At 64.2% G+C, this 8,423-nt stretch carries 6 protein-coding genes and 2 pseudogenes; 6 read left to right on the top strand and 2 right to left on the bottom strand.

The features are described from left to right. Positions 1-261, top strand: a pseudogene (locus tag MMB92_RS34685) (hypothetical protein); the annotation flags it as partial. Positions 262-368: 107 nt separating this feature from the next. On the opposite strand, the gene phaZ reads toward MMB92_RS34685, so the two are convergent. Further along, positions 369-1,724, bottom strand: coding sequence for a polyhydroxyalkanoate depolymerase (gene phaZ / locus MMB92_RS34690; protein ID WP_077190828.1), 1,356 nt, complete (start codon positions 1,722-1,724; stop codon positions 369-371). Positions 1,725-2,011: 287 nt separating this feature from the next. Here phaZ and MMB92_RS34695 point away from each other — a divergent pair, with 287 nt between their 5' ends. From MMB92_RS34695 to MMB92_RS34715, 5 genes are all read left to right on the top strand, one after another. Then, positions 2,012-2,674 carry a glutathione S-transferase family protein gene (locus MMB92_RS34695; protein ID WP_006496046.1) on the top strand — a complete coding sequence of 221 codons (663 nt, stop codon included), beginning with the start codon at positions 2,012-2,014 and terminating at the stop codon, positions 2,672-2,674. Between the two features lie 241 nt (positions 2,675-2,915). Then, positions 2,916-4,166 (top strand): cyclic nucleotide-binding domain-containing protein, encoded by a 1,251-nt coding sequence (locus MMB92_RS34700; RefSeq protein WP_226245119.1) that lies wholly within the window; start codon positions 2,916-2,918, stop codon positions 4,164-4,166. 13 nt (positions 4,167-4,179) lie between these two features. Then, on the top strand, positions 4,180-4,944 hold the full coding sequence (locus tag MMB92_RS34705) for a flagellar motor protein (protein WP_006484340.1): 765 nt from the start codon (positions 4,180-4,182) through the stop codon (positions 4,942-4,944). Positions 4,945-5,014: 70 nt separating this feature from the next. Continuing rightward, a complete protein-coding gene (locus MMB92_RS34710; RefSeq protein WP_060267802.1) occupies positions 5,015-5,686 on the top strand; it encodes an OmpA family protein in 672 nt (223 codons plus the stop codon). A gap of 171 nt (positions 5,687-5,857) precedes the next feature. Then, positions 5,858-7,720, top strand: coding sequence for a methyl-accepting chemotaxis protein (locus tag MMB92_RS34715; RefSeq protein WP_048988924.1), 1,863 nt, complete (start codon positions 5,858-5,860; stop codon positions 7,718-7,720). 299 nt (positions 7,721-8,019) lie between these two features. On the opposite strand, the pseudogene MMB92_RS34720 reads toward MMB92_RS34715, so the two are convergent. Then, positions 8,020-8,232: pseudogene (locus tag MMB92_RS34720) on the bottom strand (transposase); the annotation flags it as partial. Positions 8,233-8,423 lie beyond the last annotated feature (191 nt).

Consider the following 8,423-nt stretch of genomic DNA (forward strand, 5'->3'; position numbering starts at 1 on the left):
GCGGCGAGCGCACCGGCCGCGGCCCCGGCTACGGCGGCTTCCGCCGCGCCGGCATCGGGCGCCGCAGGCGCGAAGAGCGCCGCCACGACGGCCGCGGCGCCGGGCGGCGGCGCGGGCAAGGTGTGGGCGAACGACAGCACGAAGGTCTATCACTGCTCGACCGACAAGTACTACGGCAAGACGAAGCACGGCAGCTACATGTCGGAAGCCGACGCGAAGGCGAAGGGCTACCACGCGTCGCACGGCAAGGCCTGCTCGTAACGAGCCGGCCCGGCGCGCGAGCGGTTTCGCTCGCGCGTCGTCCGAATGCTGCAGCACACATCGCCCCGCTTCTCCGCCGGGGCGATTCACTGTTTGGCTAGCCGCGTTCAGTGCGCGTGCGCCGATTGCGTTTCGGTCGCCGCATCGATCCCTGATGCCCGTGCATCGAGCAGCGCGCGCAGCGTGACGTAGTGCGCGCCGTGCGTGTCGCCTTGCGCGTCCGCGGTGCGGTCGTACGGCTCGTTGTCGTGGATCGTCGCCCGCACGATCGGATAGATCTGCGTTTCCCACCGGCTGCCGTTGAACACGCCGTAGTGCCCGACGCCCGTCTGTACATGGTGCGTCTTCAGGTACGACGGCAACCCCGAACACAGTTCCTGCGCGGCCACCGTCTGGCCTACCGCGCAGATATCGTCCTTCTCGCCTTCGATCGTCAACAGCGCGGTGCGATGAATCGCCGCCGGTTCGACCAGTGTGTCGCCCACCGCCAGCTCGCCGCGCGCGAGCGCGTACTGCTGGAACACCTTCTCGACCGTTTCCAGATAGAACTCCGCGGTGAGGTCGGCCGTCGCGAAATATTCGTCGTAGAAGTGCCGCAACGTGTCGGCTTTCGCGGGGTCGCCTTTCGCGCGTTCGTAGTACAGATCGGCGAACGACGCCGCATGGCGGTCCGGGTTCATCGACATGAATGCGCCGACCTGCACGAAACCCGGATACACGCACCGCTGCGCGCCGACGAAACCCGTCGGCACCACGCTGATCAGGTTGCGCGCGAACCATTCGATCGGCTGGCTCGTCGCGAGTTCGTTGACCTTCGTCGGATTCACGCGGCAGTCGATCGGGCCGGCCATCAACGTGAGGCTCGCGGGCTGCGCGGGATCGCCGCCGGCCGCCATCAGCGAGACGGCCGCCAGCGATGCGACGGTCGGCTGGCAGATCGCCAGCACGTGCGCGTCCGGGCCGATGTGGCGGATGAAGTCGATCACGTGCGTGACGTACTCGTCGAAGCCGAAGCGTCCGGCCGCCAGCGGGATGTCGCGCGGGTTGTGCCAGTCGGTGATGTATACGTCGTGGTCGGCCAGCATCGTGCGTACCGTGCCGCGCAGCAGCGTCGCGAAGTGCCCGGACATCGGCGCGACGATCAGCACGCGCGGCTGGCGCGCGACCGGCCGTGCCTTGCGGAAATGCAGCAATGTCGCGAACGGCGTGACCGCCGCCGCTTCCTCGACGATCGGCACCGTGTCGCCGTCGACGACGACCGACGCGATTCCGAACGGCGGCCGCCGATGCGAGAACGCGCAGCATTCGAGCAGTTCGCACAGCGCGTCGACCATGCGGCCGGTCGGCGTCGATGTCGCCGGCGGCCACAGCGACATCGTCGCGCGGGTGGCGGCGGCCCATGCACGCGCCGGGCGCAGGCATTCCGCAGACCATTGATAAAACGGATAGGCAAGCAGGTTCATGACCGTCGCTCGTGACGCCGCATTGCAAGGAACGAGGCAAGCCGTATGCCAGCGTGAGGCTGGCACGCGCGTTGCAGCGGTTCGGGAGCGCGGCGGCGCGCGCGGGACGTGATAACGCAGCGCGAAGGTGACGCGTTGCCTTGCCGGTCGGGCGTGCGACACGTGCCGCGCGGTCGTGCGACGTTGCGCCAGTTCGGCGAACGGACCGCACAGACGTGGTGCGGCCGTTCATGCGGCGCGTCCGTTTACGGTGCAGGGGCACGAACGACATTCAGCAGGGGAGCGACATGGAATCCAACGCACGGACGACGCTGACCATCAGCAGCCGCAATTACTCGTCGTGGTCGATGCGAGGCTGGCTGCTCGCGAAGCTGAGCGGGCTCGCGTTCGAGACGATCAGCGTGCCGATCGATGCGACGTCGCGCGCGGAGCTGCTGCTGCTGTCGCCGTCGATCCTCGTGCCGTGCCTGACGCACGACGGCAACGCGGTGTGGGATACGCTCGCGATCGCCGAATACCTGAACGAGATCCGCCCGCAGGCGCGGCTGCTGCCCGACGACCGGCATGCACGCGCGCATTGTCGGTCGATCTGCGGCGAGATGCATTCCGGCTTCAGCGCGTTGCGATCCGCGCTGCCGATGAACCTGCGCGGACATTTCCCCGGCTTCCGGATCTGGTCGCGCGCGCAGCACGACATCGAGCGGATCGTGACGATCTGGCGCGAGTGCCTGGCCGAGTACGGCGGCCCCTGGCTGTTCGGTGCCGAGATCGGCATCGCCGACGCGATGTATGCGCCGGTCGTCACGCGCTTCCTGACCTACGACGTGAAACTCGAACCGGACGTCGCCGAGTACTGCATGCGCGTCCTCGCGCATCCGTTCGTCGCCGAATGGATCGACGCGGCGAAGGCCGAGCACGAAGACATCGACGAACTCGACATGGAGTTCTGACCGGACGCATGCGGTCGCGGCGGGCTTTCAATTTCACTACATGCGCAAACGGCGAAACGAACGATCGATGCGCCCGCGCAATCCGCAAACGTTTTACCTTGATTTCGGTTCGAAACGAGCACGAATGCCCTAAAGGATGTTGCGCACGATGACGTAAACGAGTCACGGGGACGACTCGCGATCGCATGCTTCAGACGTGCGACGCGCAGTCCGCAATAACCAGCGCAGCAGGGGAATCGACTTGAATCGTCAGCAATCGTGGACGCGTACCGCGGCGCCCGGAGAAATCATCTACTCGGAGGGCTTCGCGGGCGAGCCCGTCATCTTTCTGATTACCGACGGCAAGGTCGAGCTGTCCACGCGCTGCGAAGACAAGCGTGTGATCGTCGCGACGCTCGGCCGCGGCGAGTTCTTCGGCGAATCGGCGCTGCTCGCCGCCGAACCGCGCGCGCATACCGCGAAGGCGCTTTCGTTCTGCCAGCTCACCGTCGTGCCGGCCGGCATGCTCGATGAAGAAATCGAGCGCGTGTCCGCGCTGCTGCGCCATATCGTGCGAACGATGATCCGCCGCGTGAAGCGCAAGGACGACCAACTGGCGACCTATACGCATGCCGATTTCATGCCGGGCGTGCTGTCGTATGCGCACGTGCTGTCGCTGATGGCCGGCGCCGACGCGCGCGAATCCGGCGACACGTGGGCGCGCCGGCCGATGCAGGCGCACGCGGCCGAAACCTCGGTGCCGCTTGCCGAAGTGATTCGCAAATGCCGCGCGATTGCCGGCCATTCGCGGCCGCACGTGCTCGCGATGCTGCGGCGCATGGAGAAGCTCAACCTCGTCACGATCGAAGCCGCGCAGGGCGACGGCACCGGTGGCGCAAGCGATTACGCGGCTTCGTCGGATGCGCGCCAGGTCGTCATATTCGACGCCGCCCGCGTGATCGACCGCGCGCAACAGGTGGCCGATCACGATCTCGACGTATCGATCAACAGTGAACTCGAACTCATCGAACTGGCCGATCTCGAATCGCTGATCGGCGTCGACAAGACGCTGCTGCTCAACAAGCTGTCGAACGGCGAGATCGCGGAAGAAGTGTTCGCGTTCCGCAAATCGAAGGTGCTGAACTACGTCGAACAGAAAGGCGTTGCGTATTTCTCGCGCCGCAACGCGCGCCGCGGCGGCGACGTGCGCGCGCTCGAGGATCTCGTCTGGATCGACCAGCGCACGCTGTTCGACGTGATCAGCGCGTTCGATACCTATGACCTCGCGAAGCTGATCGCGAACCTCGACGATCGCGCGGTGGCCGACAAGCTGTTTTCCGTGATGACCGAGGCGCGGCGCAACGAGGTGTCGTGGGTGATGCGCCGCGAACTCAAGCTCGATCCGGTCGAGATCGACGAGATCGAACAGCGCGTGCTGGAGGCCGTACGCGCGGCGAAGGCGCCTGCGGCGGGCGCAACGGCCGTTGCGTCGACTTCGGCGTCGGATGCGTGATACGGAGGCGCGTATGGATCTGTTGACCCTGGTCGGGGTGGTGCTGGGCGGCGCGGCGATCGTGTTCGGGTTCGCGCTGGAAGGCGGGCATTTCTCGATGCTGTTCCAGTTCGAGGCGCTCGTGATCGTGCTCGGCGGCACGCTCGGCGCGGTGATGATCCAGAACACGTGGGCGCGCTTCTTCGACGCGGTGAAGCAGTTGCGGCTCGCGTTCGTGCGGGCGCGCGAAGTCGATCGCAAGAACTTGTCCGACCTGCTCGAATGGGGCGATCGCGCGAAGCTCGACGGGCTGCTCGCGTTCGAATCGATGGACGTGAGCGGCATTCATCCGTTTGCGCGGCGCGGGCTCGAACTGCTGGCGAACGGCGTGTCGACCGCGGTGCTCGAAGATGCGTTGCAGCGCGAACTCGATGCGTACGAACGCAGCCGCCTCGCCGCCGTGCGCGTGTGGCAGCAGGCCGGCGGCTATGCGCCGACGTTCGGCATTCTCGGCTCGGTGCTCGGGCTCGTGCAGGTGACGAGCCATATTCTGGAGCCGGCACAGCTCGGGCCGGGCATCGCGGTGGCGTTCGTCGCGACGCTGTACGGGCTCGCGTTCGCGAACCTCGTGTTCCTGCCGCTGTACGGCAAGCTGCGCGCGCAGATCGACAGCGAGATGCGGTTTCGCAAGCTGTATCTCGACGGCTTGCTCGCGATCTCGCGCAAGGAGTCGCCGCATACGATCGAGACGCGATTGACCGGCGATGTGCGCGGGCGGGCGGCGGAATCGCTCGCGTGATGTTCGTGTGCTTTGTGCTTGCGCGTGGGCCTGTATTTGTACCGTATGACGAACCCGGATTCCCGACGGCATGACTGCTCGAACTGACGGCGCATCCGCTGCCGATCGCGACGATGACGAACTCGAAGGCGCGCAGTCCGGACGCTGGCTGATTTCGTACGCGGATCTCATCACGACGCTGATGGTGCTGTTTCTCGCGCTGTACGTGCTTCAGCTCGCGAAATACAACGCGCTCGATGCGCGGTATCAGACGCTTGCGCGGCAGGCCGGGGGCGCGGCGACTGCCGCCGTCGATACCGCGAAGTCCGACCCTGCGCCGCCGTGGCTCGCGTTGCTCGATTCGTTGAAGTCGAATGGACGCATTTCGCTGGTGAAGGCGCCGCATGGCGTCGAGATCGGTATCGACGCGAAGATTCTGTTCAACGTCGGCGATGCGCGGTTGCTGCCCGATTCGTCGCCGGTGCTGAACCAGATTGCGCAGGCATTGAGCGCGCATGCAACCGGCGACATCCTCGTCGAAGGCCACACCGACAGCGTGCCGATCGCGAACGCGAAATACGAATCGAACTGGGAGCTTTCGTCGGCGCGTGCGGGGAGTGTGGTGCGTTATCTGACCGAGCGCGGTGTCGCGCCGCATCGGCTGGCGGCGATCGGGCGGGCGGATACGCAGCCGCTTGTCGCGGGGGACGATGCGGCATCAAGAGCGCGAAACCGGCGCGTCACGATCTTCGTTGCGTATTGATCCGCGCGTTGTATTTGCATGGTTCTCGTACATATAGGCGGCTGCATATGCCCGCCCATCAACAACATAACGAATCTCGAATGATCGACATTTGAAATCAACGATGTGGTTCTGCGCGTGCATGCCGATAACCCAAACTGGCTCAGACCGAGCGGTTATCGAGGGTTCCCCATGCATTTCTGGCGCAAGCTTTCCATTCAGAACAAGCTGATTCTCAGCATGACGAGTTGCCTGCTCGTGTTCGTCGCGATTTCGAGCGGGCTCAGCGTTCGTCTGATCGGCAACGCGGTGCGAGAGCGCGTCGTCCGCGAAGAGCTGCCGACCGCGGTCAACGGTATCCGCGCCGACGTGCAGCGCCAGATGGCCGGCCCGATCGCCGCGTCGCGCATTCTCGCGCGCGATGCGTTCCTGCTGCAATGGGAAGCCGACGGCGAACCCGACGCCGGCACGCGCAACTGGATTCAGCTCGCGAAGAACGTGAAGGACGAGCAGAAGGCCGCGTCCGTGCAGTGGGTGTCGGTGAAGAGCGGCAACTACTACAACGAAGCCGGCTTGCAGCGGAAGGTGACCGACAAGGATCAGTGGCTGACCAGTTTCCTGTCGTCGGGCAAGGCGTACGACGTGAACATGGATCGCGAGGTGACCGTCGGCGGCTACATGATGTTCATCAACAGCCGTATCGAACTCGATGGCGTGCCGGTCGGCGCGGCGTGCATGAGCCTGTCCGTCGATGCGCTCGCGAAGGGTATCTCGGCTTACCGGATCGGTGAAACCGGGTTCGCGTATCTCGTGCGCCCCGACGGCGCGATCATGATGCATCGCGATACGTCGCTGATCGACGGCAAGCATTTTCTGAAGGATGAACCGGGGCTGCCGGGCGATGCGTCGTCCACGTTGCTTGCGGGTAAGCCGTATGTGTATCTCAGCTACGACGGTGATGGCGGCGCGCGGTTTATCGCGACGTCGTTTATTCCTGAGTTGAATGCGTATGTGGTGGTCCAGGTGCCGCAGGCCGAACTGCTCGGGCCGGTGACGCGTGCGATCCGCAGCGCGGCACTGGTTGCGGCGGTGGTGGGGCTTGGGGTTGCGTTGATCGTGATCTGGCTGGTGGGGCGTGCAATTGCCGCACCGATTCGGCGGGCGGCTACGCTGCTGTCGGAGATTGCCAGCGGTCAGGGCGATTTGACGCGCCGCATGACGGTTGAGAGCGAGGACGAGATCGGGCAATTGTCGGATGCGTTCAACCGGTTCGTGTCGTCGTTGTCGACGCTCGTTCATCGGATTCGTGCGGCTTCGGCGTCGATTGCGACCGGGTCGGCGCAGATTGCTTCGGGGAATGCGGATCTCAGCGAGCGCACCGAAGGGCAGTCGAGCAACCTGGAGCGGACGGCTTCGTCGATGGAAGAGATCACGGCCGTGGTGCGCAACAACACCGAGACGGCGACTACCGCGGCGAAGATGATCAATGGTGCGGCGGATACGGCGGCGCGTGGTGGGCAGGTGGTGGGCGAGGTCGTGACGACGATGGAGCAGATCAGTGACGCTTCGCAACGGATTTCCGAGATCATCGTGATGATCGACAGTATCTCGTTTCAGACGAATATTCTGGCGCTGAATGCTGCGGTGGAGGCGGCGCGGGCGGGGGAGCAGGGGCGTGGGTTTGCTGTTGTCGCTTCGGAAGTGCGGAATCTGGCGCAGCGTAGTGCGCAGGCGGCGAAGGAGATTAAGGCGCTGATCGAGCACAGCGCGGGGACGGTGGGTGCCGGGTCGCGGCTCGTTAGTGAGGCGGGGAAGGTGATGAGCGATGTTGTGTCGCAGGTTCAAGGCGTTAGCGCGATGATGACCGAGATTGCAGAGGCTAGCCTGGAGCAGAGCGCCGGGATCGATCAGATCGGGGACGCGGTGCAGTCGCTCGATCAGATGACGCAGCAGAATGCGGCTTTGGTCGAGGAAAGCGCGGCAGCGGCGGAGAGTTTGAAGCAGCAGGCGGCGGAATTGACCAAGCTGGCTTCGGCTTTTAAGGTGGATGAGTAAGGGTTGATTTGGGGTTTGGCTTGGGGTTTCTGAGGGCGGCTGCCGTGGGGTCACGGTAGCCGTTTTGCTTGTTGGCGCCGGATTCTGTGACGTTCTTTAACGATGCCCGACAATGTTTAGTTGGCATCCGTCTGCACTCGTTAATCCTGTCCGGTCTGAATAGCTGTAACAACAACGACATCTCGTCCGGTATGCTTGCGGGAACCCAAAGGGGGCTTTCCGGTGCAGTTCGGCTCGACTGCTATTCGGGTTCCGGGGGATGTCAGGATTTCCATGCGCAAGGCGGGTTGAGATTCATACGGACGGTCGAATCGATCAATCCTCGTAAGGTTGGCGAACTCGTTCATAGCCGCTTTCCGGTCGTGAGCAGCACACCCCCAATCAGCAGTGATGTTACGCAGTGCCGGCCAGATGAGCTTGGTGGCAGCCCCATCGGTCGGGAAATGTCCTCGGGTCTTGATGACCTTGCGCAACTGCAAGTTGATGTTCTCGATAGCGTACGTAGTGTATATAGCCGAGAGGACCTATCCGTGATTTCGTGGGCGAGGCATATCATGAGGTGTAAAAGTCATGGATATGCCAATGAAGAAGAAAAGGCAAACTGTAGCGCGTCAGGCCGCGGCCCGCGGGCCGCTGCCTGAACTGCCCAAGGAACTGCTGGACCAACTGGTCAAGGGGCCGATGACGCCGACCGAGGTCCAGG

The organism is Burkholderia sp. IO2, from assembly GCF_029522185.1.
GTDB lineage: Bacteria > Pseudomonadota > Gammaproteobacteria > Burkholderiales > Burkholderiaceae > Burkholderia > Burkholderia cenocepacia.